At 65.1% G+C, this 12,137-nt stretch carries 10 protein-coding genes; 8 read left to right on the plus strand and 2 right to left on the minus strand.

Going from position 1 to position 12,137, the window contains the following annotated elements:
* Positions 1-298 precede the first annotated feature (298 nt).
* Positions 299-1,633 carry an MFS transporter gene (locus VI480_RS05695; RefSeq protein WP_323671857.1) on the plus strand — a complete coding sequence of 445 codons (1,335 nt, stop codon included), beginning with the start codon at positions 299-301 and terminating at the stop codon, positions 1,631-1,633.
* A 196-nt stretch (positions 1,634-1,829) separates the two neighbouring features.
* Here VI480_RS05695 and VI480_RS05700 read toward each other — a convergent pair whose 3' ends face one another.
* A complete protein-coding gene (locus VI480_RS05700) occupies positions 1,830-3,635 on the minus strand; it encodes a DNA polymerase (RefSeq protein WP_323671858.1) in 1,806 nt (601 codons plus the stop codon).
* A 265-nt stretch (positions 3,636-3,900) separates the two neighbouring features.
* Between VI480_RS05700 and VI480_RS05705 the strand changes: the two genes are divergently transcribed.
* The 5 genes from VI480_RS05705 to VI480_RS05720 are packed head-to-tail and all read left to right on the plus strand — an operon-like array spanning position 3,901 to position 7,692.
* On the plus strand, positions 3,901-4,116 hold the full coding sequence (locus VI480_RS05705) for a type II toxin-antitoxin system RelE/ParE family toxin (RefSeq protein WP_416246646.1): 216 nt from the start codon (positions 3,901-3,903) through the stop codon (positions 4,114-4,116).
* A gap of 10 nt (positions 4,117-4,126) precedes the next feature.
* The gene (locus tag VI480_RS05710; RefSeq protein WP_323671860.1) at positions 4,127-4,438 is read left to right on the plus strand and encodes a HigA family addiction module antitoxin; all 312 of its coding nucleotides are present in this window, start codon (positions 4,127-4,129) and stop codon (positions 4,436-4,438) included.
* A gap of 58 nt (positions 4,439-4,496) precedes the next feature.
* On the plus strand, positions 4,497-6,515 hold the full coding sequence (locus VI480_RS05715; RefSeq protein WP_323671861.1) for a class I SAM-dependent DNA methyltransferase: 2,019 nt from the start codon (positions 4,497-4,499) through the stop codon (positions 6,513-6,515).
* On the plus strand, positions 6,512-7,054 hold the full coding sequence (locus VI480_RS15605) for a restriction endonuclease subunit S (protein ID WP_416246647.1): 543 nt from the start codon (positions 6,512-6,514) through the stop codon (positions 7,052-7,054). Before VI480_RS05715 ends, VI480_RS15605 begins: the two co-directional genes overlap by 4 nt.
* 20 nt (positions 7,055-7,074) lie before the next feature.
* Complete coding sequence (locus VI480_RS05720) at positions 7,075-7,692, plus strand: restriction endonuclease subunit S (RefSeq protein WP_323671862.1); 618 nt, start codon at positions 7,075-7,077, stop codon at positions 7,690-7,692.
* A 154-nt stretch (positions 7,693-7,846) separates the two neighbouring features.
* Here the strand turns inward: VI480_RS05720 and VI480_RS05725 are convergent, their stop codons facing one another.
* Complete coding sequence (locus VI480_RS05725) at positions 7,847-8,146, minus strand: hypothetical protein (RefSeq protein ID WP_323671863.1); 300 nt, start codon at positions 8,144-8,146, stop codon at positions 7,847-7,849.
* A 407-nt stretch (positions 8,147-8,553) separates the two neighbouring features.
* Between VI480_RS05725 and VI480_RS05730 the strand changes: the two genes are divergently transcribed.
* Together VI480_RS05730 and VI480_RS05735 are read left to right on the plus strand one after the other, a co-directional pair.
* Positions 8,554-9,852: a hypothetical protein gene (locus tag VI480_RS05730; RefSeq protein WP_323671864.1), complete on the plus strand. Its 1,299-nt coding sequence runs from the start codon at positions 8,554-8,556 to the stop codon at positions 9,850-9,852.
* Positions 9,853-9,895: 43 nt separating this feature from the next.
* Positions 9,896-12,004: a reverse transcriptase domain-containing protein gene (locus VI480_RS05735; RefSeq protein ID WP_323671865.1), complete on the plus strand. Its 2,109-nt coding sequence runs from the start codon at positions 9,896-9,898 to the stop codon at positions 12,002-12,004.
* Positions 12,005-12,137: the final 133 nt, after the last annotated feature.

A 12,137-nucleotide genomic window follows, 5' to 3' on the forward strand; every position in this document is an offset into this window, starting at 1 on the left:
CCGGCGTCGGCGAGCTGGCGAGCGCTGGCCTCGCCGATGCCCGACGCGCCGCCGGTCACGATTGCTGAGGCTCCGCTGAGTTCGAGACGCGGCATCTGGGCAACCTCCTAAGTTGGGCAGTTTCGGCCATGGGTGACACTGGTCGCAGCCGGATCATGTGCCGGATCAGGGCCGCTGTGACGCTACCCGCAGCGTCAACATGCCGGAGCGCCGGGTACCGGCGGCTTGTGCACGCCTCGCTTGCCCGCGCGGCCGAACCGCTAGCGTCGGCGCTCGGCATGTCCGGGGGTTCACCGAGATGACGGAGACACGGGTGGCCCCGACGCCCGACCCTCAGCCGCCGGCCCCATCAGGCAGTGCCGACGCGGCGGCAGCATCGGGCGACTCCGCTGGCCCTCCCGCCAAGGTCGCGAGGTTCGCCACGTTGCGCGTGCCGGCCTTCCGGGCGCTATGGCTGAGCGGCGTGTTCTCGTTCATGAGCATCCAGATGCAGTTCCTGCTGCGTGGCTGGCTGGCGTGGGATCTCACTGGGCGAGAGAGCGCCTTGGGTGTCGTGTTCTTCTTCTTCGGCGTGGCGCTGCTGATCTCCACGCCGCTGGGGGGGGTGGCCGCCGACCGGCTGCCGAAGCGTCCGCTGATGCTGGCCGGCCAGCTGATCCTGCTGCTGACTGCGGTGGGCATGGGCACGGCGCTTGCGACCGGCGTCATCGCCTTCTGGATGCTGGTGGTGTCGAGTGCGCTGCAGGGCCTGATGTTCGGCCTGATCGGTCCGGCTCGCATCTCGATGACGAGCGAACTCGTCGGCCGGGAGCGGATGGGCAATGCCATCACGCTCTCGTCGCTGTCGCTGAGCGGCAGCCGGGTGTTCGCGCCGTCGCTGGCTGGACTCTTGGCCGGCTGGGCGCTGGTGAGCTTGGCGGGCGCCTACTTCGTCTCGTCGGCCATTGCGACGCTCAGCTTCGTGCTGCTGCTGCCACTGCCCCGCACGGCTCGCGCCCGGCACGGCGGAAGCGCTTCCAAGGCGCGCAGCAACCCCTTCGCCGAGATCGGCCAAGGGGTCCGCTATGCCATGGCCCGCCCCGGGCTGCGCCGGACGATCCTCATCTCGCTGTTCGTCATGATGTTCGGCTTCAACTACGTGGCGTTCATGCCGGCGTTCGTCGAGGGCGAGTTCGGCCTCGGCGTGTTCGAGGTCGGCTTGATCTCGAGCGTCGGGTCCATCGGGGCCGTGGTCGCCGCCACCCTGCTGGCCAGCCACGCCGACGGACCGCGTGCGGGCACGCTGCTCGTTGTCGTCGGTTTCGGATTCGGCGTGACCGTCACGGTCTTGAGCACCATGCCCAGCTACTGGCTGGCCTGTGTCGTCTCGCTGGGTGTGGGCGCGTCATCGACGAGTTTCATGGCGCTCACGCAGACGCTCGGCATGCGCGCCACCGCAGAGCCCTACCAGGGCAGGGTGCAGTCGCTCCTCCAACTGCCGTTTGCGATGTTTGCCCTGATGGCGCTGCCGCTGGGCGGCCTTGCCGAATGGGTGGGCGTGCGCAGCGCGCTGATGACCATGGGCGTTGGCGTGACCGCAGCCATGGCGCTGTATGTGCTCGCGCAAAGCAGGGCCAACGCCGCAGGCGGCTGATGGACGCAGGGTGAGTCCCGGTGATTTGTCGACGCAGCGTGCCAATCTGCGCACGTTCGGCATCGGGCAGGCCCAGGTGCGAGTCAGCCGATCTGCTCGACGATGGAGGTTTCCGACAGGCTCGTGCGGAGGTCGGTGTCGGCCCGTGTGGGCACGTCGGGGCACCAGCGTGACATCGCAGCCTCAAGCGTCGCCTTCACTTCGATGGCCAGAGTCGGGGCATCTCGCTCGTCGCACTCGATGACCACGCTGTCGTGGACCGTCTGCACAGCGGCGGCGGTGGGGTAGCGGGCGCTGCAAGCAGCGCCTCATGAACCTCTTCGGCGCTGTGATGCCGGCGCTGCTGGCTCCGTAGCGTCCGTCTGGCGTCGTCGGTGCGGGGCCACAGGGCCCCCAGCCGCAACGTGAGCTGCCAATCGGCATCGAGTTCGGTCGCTGCGAAGTGCCCGATGAAGCGGTCCCGTTCGTCCACCCAGTGGGCGATGCCGGGATACGCGCTCAGGTAGGCCTCGATGAGTGCGTCGGCCTCGCCGCGGCTGGTCGGCACCCCGGCATCGGCAAGACTGCGCGACAACCCCGCGCCACGCTGCCCGTACAGGATCCCGAAGTTGATGCGCTTGGCCTTGGTGCGGAACTCCTCGTAGCGAGGCCGGTCGAGTGCTGCCGGCCCTGACGGTCCGTCGAGACGCACGCCGAACATCCGCTCGGCGGTGGCGGCGTGGATGTCGAGCCCCTGCTCGAACGCCGACCGCAGGCCGTCGTCGCCCGCGAGCTGGGTGGCGAAGCGCAATTCGGCCTGGCTCAAGTCGGAATAGACGAAGACCCGCCCGGGCGAGGGCTTCATGTAGGGCTTCAGCCGCGGCGTGAAGTTCTGCGCATTCGGGTTGCGGCTGGCCAGCCGACCCGTGTTGGTGCCCACCACCTGCAGGTACTCCGGGTGCAGCCGGCCGTCGGCCCACAAGTGCTCGGCCATCGTGTGCCCAAAGGTGCTCAAGGTCTTGGACAGGTCGCGGTAGGCCAGCAGCGCGCTGCAGAGCTCGCCGCCGATGCCCGCCAGCACCGATGCGCCGAGCGAATCAGTCGGCGCCAGCGGCCGGGTTCGGCCGTCGGTCTTGGTCGTCCATGCCTCCACCTCGTCGGACGCAAAACGGTTCAGCACCTCACGTGCCTGCTGTTCGCTGTCGGGGTTCCAGCTGGGCTCGAGGCCGCCGCCGAAGAGATCGCCTTGACCGCCGCCGGTCAGCTCGGCCAAGCAGGTGAGCACCTCGGCACGCCGCGACGCCAGCTCGGCCAGTTCGGCTTCCCAACCCTGCATGTCGAAGGGCAGACCGGCGCGCTCCATGCGGTCGAGAAAGGGCCGGGCTGCCTGCTCCAGCCGGCAGACCTCATCCAGCCCTGCATCTCGCAGCCCCTCACGCAGCACGCCCGACACCCACAGGGTCTCGACGGCGTCGGCTGCGGCGTAGGCAATCTGTCGATCACTCAGCGGGCCATTGGCCCCGAAGGAGAACTGCGTAGTGGCCTTGCCTTCGACGCTCAGGCCGAGGTAGCGCTCGGCGGCCCAAGCCAGTCCGTGAAAGAAGCTGAACCCGGTCGGCCCTTGATGCAGCAGGGCATCGGCCAGTTGCGCGTCCCACCAGCGCAACGACCCGACGGCAGCGCCTGCCGCTGCGGCCGGCTCCATCGGATGAGTGCCGATGACCCGGTCGTCAAACGTCGCGTTCCAGGCATCCGATGCCAGATCCGGCACCCGGAGACCCTCGTGCAGAGCTGTTGCCAGCTCCACCAGGTCGTGCCTGCCGACATCGACCACCCACGCACGTTCGGTGCCGTCGCGAGCGCGGGTTGCCGCCGAGATCACCCGCAGCTTCGGTACGTGGCCGCGCGTTTCCGCTTGGCGCGGCTCGAAGTCGGTCTCAGTGTCCACCGCCCGTGCCGTCGACCCAGCCAGCGCATCCACGAGGTCGCCCAGCCCGTCGGCTCCGACCACGGTGACTGGCACACCGGCGGGATCCCGAGTGGCCTCGGGGCGCGGATCGAGCTACCGAACGCCCACTGCGCTGCGAGCGCCGTCGGCAGCAGATGTTTCTGCGGCGGGGTCCACGAGAGCACCCTACGACGGCCCTGTCACGCCCACGGCGGTGATCGTGCAGTCATCAGTGCCGTCGTGCGACAAGCGACGCTTGTCGCACTAGAGTGTACAAGTGATTCGTTCGTTCAGGCACCGGGGCCTCCGGGCGCTGTACGAAGGACGAGGGTCCAAAGGAGTGAATCCTGAACATGTCCGGAAGCTGACTCGTGTGCTGGCGGTGATCGATCACGGCACGCAACCGAGCGATGCCGACCTTCCAGGGTTCCGGTTGCATGCGCTGTCTGGCAACCTCAAAGGTCACTATGCGGTATCGGTGTCGGGCAATTGGCGGGTCACGTTTCGCTTCGAAGACGGGCACGCCGTTGATGTGAACTACATCGACTACCACTGAGGAGCCAGCTATGCCGATGCAGAATCCGCCCCACCCCGGCGAGATCGTCAAGTGGGAGTGCTTGGAGCCGCTCGGGCTGACGGTCAAGCAGGCGGCGCTGGGCTTGGGCGTGACCAGACAGGCGTTGTCGAGTCTCGTGAACGGTCGCAGCGGCATCTCGACCGAGATGGCCTACCGGCTGTCCGCGGCGTTCGGCTCAACGCCCGAGACGTGGCTGCGGATGCAGATGTCCTACGACCTCTGGCAGGCTCGCGAGCGATGTTCATCGTTGAAGGTAGAACGCTTCTCGGAGACGGCCGCAACAGCGGCGCCGGCAGCGTGACAGCTGCGTCTGCCCACCGCCCACAGGCCAAAGCCACCCAGCAACGCAAAGGGGGGACATGAGCAGCGAGGCGGTCAATAGCTACGCAGGGTTCATCTGGTCGGTGGCGGACCTGCTGCGGGGCGTCTACAAGCAGTCCGAGTACGGGCGGGTGATCCTGCCGCTGACCGTGCTGCGTCGCCTCGACTGCGTGCTGGAACCCACCAAAGCAGCGGTGCTGGAGGCTGACGAGACGCTGCCGGTGACGCTGCAGAACCGCGACCCGGTGCTGGAACGGGAAGCAGGCCAGTCCTTCTACAACGCGTCCCACCACACGTTCGCCACGCTGCTCGGCGACCCCGACCACGTCGCGGGCCACCTGCGCAACTACATCGCCGGGTTCTCGGACTCAGCCCGCGACATCGTCGACAAGTTCAACTTCGATGCCCAGATCGACCGGCTCGACAGCCACAACCTGCTCTATCTGGTGCTGTCGAAGTTCGCCGAGCTCGACTTGAGCCCCGACACGATGTCCGACTTGGAGATGGGTTACCTCTACGAAGAGCTGATCCGCAAGTTCTCCGAGCTGTCGAACGAGACCGCGGGCGAGCACTTCACGCCCCGCGAGGTCATCCGCCTGATGGTGAACCTGCTGTTCCGTGAGGACGACGAATTGCTGACCCGCCCCGGCGCGGTGAAGACGCTGCTCGACCCGGCGTGCGGAACCGGCGGCATGTTGGCGACCGCCGAGGCGTACCTGCGCGAGCTCAACCCGGAAGGCGAGCTGCGTGTGTTCGGCCAGGAATTGAACGCCGAGACCTACGCCACCTGCCGCGCCGACATGCTCATCAAGGGCCTCACGGCTGAGAACATCCGCTTCGGCAACAGCTTCGACAACGACCAGCACGAGGGCCAGCGGTTCGACTACCTGCTGGCCAACCCGCCGTTCGGGGTGGAGTGGAAGATGGTGGCCGACGTCGTGCGCGACGAGCATGCCGACCGGGGCTTCGCCGGCCGATTCGGCGCGGGGCTGCCCCGCATCAACGACGGCAGCTTCCTGTTCCTGCAGCACATGATCTCGAAGATGAAGCGCCCCGACGAGGGCGGTGCCCGGCTGGCGATCGTGTTCAACGGGTCGCCGCTGTTCACCGGTGGCGCCGGCTCGGGCGAGTCGGAGATCCGTCGTTGGATCATCGAGAGCGACATGCTCGAAGCGGTGGTCGCTCTGCCCGACCAGCTGTTCTACAACACCGGCATCTCCACCTACGTCTGGGTGGTCACCAACCGCAAGGAGCCTCGGCGGCGCGGCAAGGTGCAGCTCATCGACGCCCGCGAGAGCTTCACGAAGATGGGCAAGAGCCTCGGCCAGAAGCGCAAGGAGATCAGCGCCAAGCAGATCGACGACATCGGCCGGCTGCACGGCGCCTTCGAGGAAGGTCCGCGCTCGAAGATCTTCACCAACGAGTCGTTCGGGTTCCTGCGCATCACCGTCGAGCGTCCGCTGCAGCTGCGCTGGGAGATTACCGAGGACACGCTCGCAGTCGTCGAGTCTCACAAGGCGATGGCCAAGCTCGACTCCGAGACCGGCGAGGTGTTGCTCGCAAGTTTGCGGGAGCATCTCGGCGAAGAGTTCGACTCAGACGACACCGTGCTGGCGCTGGTGCGCGCCGCCGTGCTGCCAGTGACCGGCGCCAAGGTGTCCGCGGTCGGCAAGGCAGTTGCAGGGGCGCTCGCCATCCGCGACCCATCCGCGCCCGTGCAGGTAGACCGTTGTGACAATTCCCAGCCCGACCCCGAGCTGCGTGATCACGAGAACGTCCCGCTGCCGCCGACACCGGTCGCCTTCGAAGCCGACCCAACCGCCCGCATCGACACCATCGAATACCGCACAGCCATCGACGACTACCTCCGAACCGAAGTCCTCGCATACGTCCCCGACGCCTGGCACGACCCAGACAAAACCAAGATCGGCTACGAGATCCCCGTCACCCGCTACTTCTATAGCTCAAATCCACTCCGCTCAATTGAAGAAATAGATGCTGAAATCTTCGTCCTGGAAGCCGAGATCAGGGATCTGCTCATCGAGGTCACGACTTGACACCTGATCTGCTCCCAATAAGACGTGTTTTCAATATAGTCAACGGTGGAACGCCGTCGGCGGCACCTGAGAACTGGAATGGAGATATCGCTTGGGCGACTCCCGTCGATCTCGCGCACTGTGATGGTGGCATGGTCTCATCTACCCAACGATCACTCACAAGGGCTGGGTTGGAATCCGGAAGTGCATTGGTGCCAGAAGGTAGCCTAATTCTCTCCTGTCGAGCGCCGATTGGTTACATCGCGGAAACCGCTGTGCCAATGGCCATCAATCAAGGCTGCAAAGGCTTGGTTCCTAAGGAAGATATAGATATACGCTTCTTTCGGTATCAGCTTTCAGCTAAGACTGAAATATTGCAGTCACTCGGCCAAGGGTCGACTTTCTTGGAACTGTCCGCGGACACACTCGCTGAGGTACGCCTTGTGGTGCCGGACCGATCAATCCAAACACGGATAGCGAGTGAACTTGAAGCTGAGCTAGCGCGGATGGACACGCTAGTAGCTGCGAACCTAGTACGACCAATCGCTACGTTAGAGTGATCCCGAAGCACTGGCGGCTCATGCGTTTACGTCACGTTGTCGAGCAGATTATCGATACACCCCACAAGACAGCCCCGGTTGTTGACGATGGAGAGTATCTGGTCGTGCGTACCTCTAACGTCAAGAAAGGCCGACTGGTCCTTGACGGAGCGCGCTATACGGATCGCGCGAGTTGGCTCGAGTGGAATCGTCGAGGCGAGCCAGGCCCGGGGGACGTTCTGTTGACACGTGAAGCTCCAATCGGCGAGGCGTGCATTGTCCCGGCCGACATTCGTCTGTGCATTGGACAACGTATGGTGCTGATTCGCGTCAAACAAGCAATAGTGTCCGGGGAATGGATAGTACACTCCATATACTCGGGACATGCCCAGCGGTTCATTGCGGATCTGTCGAATGCCACGACAGTCGCCCATCTCAACATGAGCGATATCCCCGATATTCCAATCGCAGTACCTGCCTTGAGCGAGCAACGACAACTTCTTAGTCGCATCCGGTCGGAGATTCGTTGCCACGAAGAAGCGGTTTCAATGCTTGACACGCAGATCAATCTCCTAGCCGAGCGGCGGCAGGCATTGATTATGGCGGCGGTTACTGGTGAAACGCCGATGTCAGGGAGACGGCTGAAGTCGATGATCTAGGTGCAATGTCCACGGACCTTGTTGACGGTTCGGTCCCTGTGATGGGTTGAACCTCCATGGCAGTGTGGGATCTGTCGTGATCCCGACTGCGAACGGAGGCTCAGTGATCGATAATAGTGGCATGGCGGCTCGGCGGGCTGCGCCGAGGCCACGGCTATCGCCGCATTCGCGGCTGGTGATGGTCGAGCGTGTGGCTGCGGGGCAGTTGACGGGGACCCGTTAGTTGGCCCGCATACGCCTGCAGCAAAGAGATGCCGGACTGGCTGGCGAGACGCGCGGCCAGTCGGCGCATCGACTCAGTCGCGGCCACAACTTGGTGGGTGGTCGCCGGCTCGTTGTGCTCGCAGAATGCGGCGCAGGCCGATGCTGAGCGGATGAGAACGAAGGCGGCGCGGCTGAGCAAGACCTCGCTCGGTGCCCCTCGGGTGTCTGCCCGCGAGTCGTGGATCGTCATGCACAACCCGATGTCAAACTACATGCTCGTAACTCTAGGCCGATCGGCAGAGATAACTGTCCTGACGCGCGAGACGGCGACTGAGGCAGCCGGGCGCTCGGAGGCAGGGTCGCCATCTTGGACCTGCTTGCGGTCGCCGGGATCCTTGCGGTGGCCGACAGATGCCGAGACATGCGAAAGCCCCGGCTCCCGTCCTAGTCGACCTGCCTTGCGGCGGGTCCTCGGCCTGGCACTCCGGGGCTCACGTCTCTCCTCCAGAACAGCACCGGAGGAAGCCGTCAGTATCGGCCATCGGCGGAAGGCGGTCAACCCTGTCAGGCGTCGGCTTGGAGGCGTTGGGCGATGTTGCGGGCCGCGCCCCGGAAATTCGGCCGCTGAGCGTTGTACTTGCTTGGTAGGCAGGCATGGTGAGTGCTGACGTCGACGAAGTCGCATCTGACTGCCGTGAAGCAAGCTCCGCGTGGCAGGCGACGTGTGCGCTGCTTGAGCGAGCGGCCTCGCTGGGCGTGGACCGGGACGACTGGGTTGACGGTGGCAGATGGGAAGAAGCAGAGCGGGTTCGAGCGATTCTGAAGCGAGCACTGAGCAGGGCGGACGGGGTGCCGCTGCCAGTGGGCACGGCGGATGATGCGTCGGACGCGAGCGACGCGGTGGCCATGCTGACCACTTCGTTGACGACGGGTGAACTGTCGTACTTGGTTGCTTCGGTACTGGACCAACTGTTCTGGCAGGGCTTTACGAGGGCGTGGCTGGCGGACCGTAGCCCGGTGTTCGACCTCTGCGCTGGGGACTTCTACCCGGTAGACGGCATGTGTCTGATGGGCGACGTGGGGTACAGCGCCCGACCAGATCGACGCAGCCTGCGTGCGGGCGAACTGCCACACGTTCGGCGGTTTCGTGCCGACGACATCCGTGTGGTGGTGAATGGCGAGTACCCGCGCATCATCGACAGGCTGGCAGCCTTGCTTCCATTGGAGGCGGCCGTGCTGCTGCCAAACGAGTCGTGGTCTGAGCTCACCGAAGCCCCGGGGCCGATCGGTCCGACCGACGCCGAGACCCAGCGCTCAAGGATCGCTGGGCAGTTGCGACGGGCCGTCGACGCAGGAGTCAGCGTCGTCGTGCTGCCTGAGCTGAGCGTCAATAAGGACATTGTTGAGTGGCTGGCGACGGAATGGGCCGAGGCGGTTGACCGTCCGATCCTCTTTGCAGGGAGCGCGCACGTGAATGACGGCGAGCGGCGCGTCAACCGGACCACGGTGCTGTTGCCGGGAGTGGGTGATGCATGGCACCACGACAAAGCAGTGCCGTTCGTTGACCGCGATGGCAACCGCGAGTTCATCGATCGGGGCGAGCCGTGCATCACGCTCGGTTGTGGGCATCAGGTACGCGTCGCCACCCTGATCTGCAAGGACGCTCTCGATGCCGACATGTACCGACTCGTTGCCGACCTGGGCGTCCACCTGTTGGCAGTGCCCGCGATGTCAGACCGCTTGGGGGACTTCGCTGCCGCAGCCGGCGAATTGGTCGCTCAAGCGCAAGGTGCCACAGTGGTCGCGAACAATCCGCGTCTGTGGAGCGGAGACGATGTAGAGCACGGACTGCTCGGACAGCCCGTGCGGGACGCCGAACTGCGAATCCGCAAGCGCTCCAGTGAAGGCGCACCGGATCTGGCCATCGCTCGTCTCGGCAGCGGATGGGCGCCCTGACGTCGACCGTCCCGTAGCAGGCTGATTGACATATGCTTGACGCATGAGTGATGCGGCGCTCAACGCATTTCGAGACAGCGTGCAAGCTGCACTGAAGCGCAGCGCCGCTGGGCCCGAGAGCGAGGCTGCGCGGGATGCCTTTGATGATGTCGTCGCACGCGGAGGCGCATTGCTCGACGACCCGACCGTCCAAACGCTTACGGTCGCAGCAGCGGAGTTGGATAGTGCCGCTCGCATCTTGCGTCGTCGCGGCATGGCAGCAGACGCGCTCGCCGCGCTCGGCGATGAGTTCGACAGGTGGCTGCTCGCCGAACTCACGACAGAAGCCCAGCGAGATGCCCGTGAATCCGCCCATAGCATCGGTGAGCGCATTCTGGGCGAGGTGCGGCAGCAGCCGGCGTCCCCCAGCGAGTTGGCTGAGCGACTCGGAGTCGAGATCAGCCAGATCAGCAGGGCTGCCCGAAAGCTGCGGGACACTGGCGAACTTGTCGTTGAGCAGGTGCCTGGCAATGGCCGCCGTCGGCTGTACCGGGTTGCGATGCACGATGCAGGACCGCGGCGGCGCGGGGGCTGGAAAGCCTTTGTGGAGCGGCTGCCGTCGCTGCGCGCAGGTGACGTGAGCAGCGACTTGCTGCCCGGTCGCGTGGGAGATGCCCTCTCGGCGCGGGGGATGGCGAGCGTCTGTGCAGCCTTTCGGCATGACGTCGAATCGGGTAGCTACGAGCCGACGCCTGTGTACGAGGTGGACATTCCCAAGACGAGCGGCGGAGTGCGTCCTGCTGCGGCGCTCCGGTTCGCCGACCGGCTGGCGTACGCCGCTCTGGTCGAACGCTGCCGGGCCGAAATCGAGGCCAGCCTGACTTCTCGGCGGGCTTTGCTGTGGCCGCGGGGGCGCAAGAGCGACAAGCAATGGGTCAAGCTGGAAGGCTTCGTCAGCGAGAGCGCCGAGACTCACGTGCTCTCCCTCGACATCCAGTCGTTCTACGAATCGATTCGGCACGACATCCTCGCCGAAGCGCTCGAGCGCGCCGGATGCGATCCTGTCGTGATCTTCGCCTTGCAGGAATGGCTCGGAGCCATCACGCCGCGTCACAAGCGTGGCCTGCCGCAAGGACTCGCAGCTTCCGATCCGCTGGCGACGTTGGTGTTGTCGCCGCTCGATCAGGCGTTGGTCGCCGCGAGAATTCGCTACGTGCGCCACGGCGATGACTTGAGAATCCTTGGTTCCCATGACGAGGTCCGAGACGCAGAGCGGCTGGTGCGAGAGCAACTGCGGCTGTTGGAGTTGACGGTCAATGACGAAAAGACACGAGTGCTCCGTCACGACACTTACATGGACCGCCGTACCGAGGTCAACGACGCCGTTCGCCAGTATCTCAAGGCACCGGATCGCGCCGAGCAGGGCGTAGCGGTCATCGCATTGCTCGACGCACTTGGCGCCGACGAGGAACTGTCGTGGAGCTGGTATCACCGTACGCTCAGCGTCAAGGAGGTCCTATCGACAGTCGGTGCCTCCTTGCAGCCCAACGACACCGAAGCGCTGATGATCGTGCTGCAGGAGGTAGCCGAGGCAGAAGAGAATTCCGAGCGCTTGGCCGAGCGTTTCGGACTCCGTCGTCGCGCCCAGCCCGAGACGTTCCTGATACGAGCCGGAATTTCTCTGCTCGCCGCTGCCGGCGATGCGGCGCCCGCAGACGAGTTCAAGGCTTCGATTGTTGCGCGGCCCGAATACGCCGATGTGCTTTCTACCTATGTCGAAGAAACCGCCCCGGTGAACCCGGTCGCCGTTGCTGGGCTGCTGCAACGCATCGAGGCAACGGGCATCACTTACGACGCGCAGTGGCTGCGTCTCTACTCGGCGCTCGGCAAAGCAGGCATGGCCGGGGAGTTTGACGACCTCGCGCGAAGCCACCTGGCCTCCGCCGATCAGGGCTGGATGCGGCGTCTGCCCGCTGCACGCTTCATGGCCGACCGGGGCCGCCTAGACACTGCGTATCGGACGGAGATAGTCCAGGACGCACCCCCGGCCCTGCGTGACGACGCCCTGCACATCAAGTGGCCCGCGTGGGCTTGGGAATCCAAAGGCTTTGCCAGCGACCTCGCTCGCAAAGAGGGCGCGACCGCAGCCGCAGTGATCGCCGCTGCAGCGTGATGCTGCGGTCGGGACAGCCAAAGCAGGCGACGTTGTGAGTTCTGTCACAGAGGCGGCGTTGGAGGCGCACATTGCCGACTGGTTGGTCACCTATGGCGGGTACCAGCACGTCAAGATCGGCAACGCTGGGGAC

Origin of the sequence: Candidatus Poriferisodalis multihospitum (assembly GCF_028283155.1) — a bacterium.
Lineage (GTDB): Bacteria > Actinomycetota > Acidimicrobiia > Acidimicrobiales > Poriferisodalaceae > Poriferisodalis > Poriferisodalis multihospitum.

What these genes read in the sequence shown, in the direction of transcription:
- VI480_RS05695 (WP_323671857.1), top strand. Translation starts at nt 299, where the DNA reads ATGACGGAGACACGGGTGGCCCCGACGCCCGACCCTCAGCCGCCGGCC.
- VI480_RS05710 (WP_323671860.1), top strand. Translation starts at nt 4,127, where the DNA reads ATGCCGATGCAGAATCCGCCCCACCCCGGCGAGATCGTCAAGTGGGAG.
- VI480_RS05715 (WP_323671861.1), top strand. Translation starts at nt 4,497, where the DNA reads ATGAGCAGCGAGGCGGTCAATAGCTACGCAGGGTTCATCTGGTCGGTG.
- VI480_RS05720 (WP_323671862.1), top strand. Translation starts at nt 7,075, where the DNA reads ATGCGTTTACGTCACGTTGTCGAGCAGATTATCGATACACCCCACAAG.
- VI480_RS05725 (WP_323671863.1), bottom strand. Translation starts at nt 8,146, where the DNA reads ATGACGATCCACGACTCGCGGGCAGACACCCGAGGGGCACCGAGCGAG.
- VI480_RS05735 (WP_323671865.1), top strand. Translation starts at nt 9,896, where the DNA reads ATGAGTGATGCGGCGCTCAACGCATTTCGAGACAGCGTGCAAGCTGCA.